We start from the raw sequence: 546 nt of genomic DNA on the forward strand, positions 1-546 counted from the left end.
TTAATTCGCCTTGAACTTCTCCTGATATCTCACATGCTCCAGTTCCACCATTAGTGTATCCTAATGTTCCGGCTACTACTGATGCTGCTTCTTCACATGAAACTTCCATGTCTTCTACTTCATCAAATTCAGCCATTGGTGCTGGTAATACTGTGATCGTCTTCTTAGCTGTGATTGTTCTATCACAATCATCAGTGTATGTCCAGTCAACATAAAGTGTTCCACCACACTCATCGTATGATCCACTCAATTCACCTTCTACTTCTCCTGATATCTCACATGCTCCAGTTCCGCCATTAGTGTATCCTAATGATCCTGGCTCGAATGAATTTGCTTCCTCACATGAAATCTCCATGTCTTCCACTTCATCAAACTCTGCCATTGGTGCTGGTAATACTGTAATAGTCTTACTTGCTTCAATTGTTCTCTGACAGTTATCAGTGTATGTCCAGTTTACAATAATTACTCCACCACACTCATCGTAATCTGGTGTAGCTTCGCCTTGAACTTCTCCTGATATCTCACATAATCCAGTTCCTCCATTAG

At 41.2% G+C, this 546-nt stretch carries 1 protein-coding gene; it reads right to left on the bottom strand.

Features of this window, described 5'->3' with window-relative positions:
* Positions 1 to 546: hypothetical protein (locus KWG70_RS17670; RefSeq protein WP_230937367.1), on the bottom strand; the 546-nt coding region annotated here is incomplete at both ends.

This window comes from Psychroserpens luteolus, assembly GCF_021032705.1.
Taxonomy (GTDB): domain Bacteria; phylum Bacteroidota; class Bacteroidia; order Flavobacteriales; family Flavobacteriaceae; genus Psychroserpens; species Psychroserpens luteolus.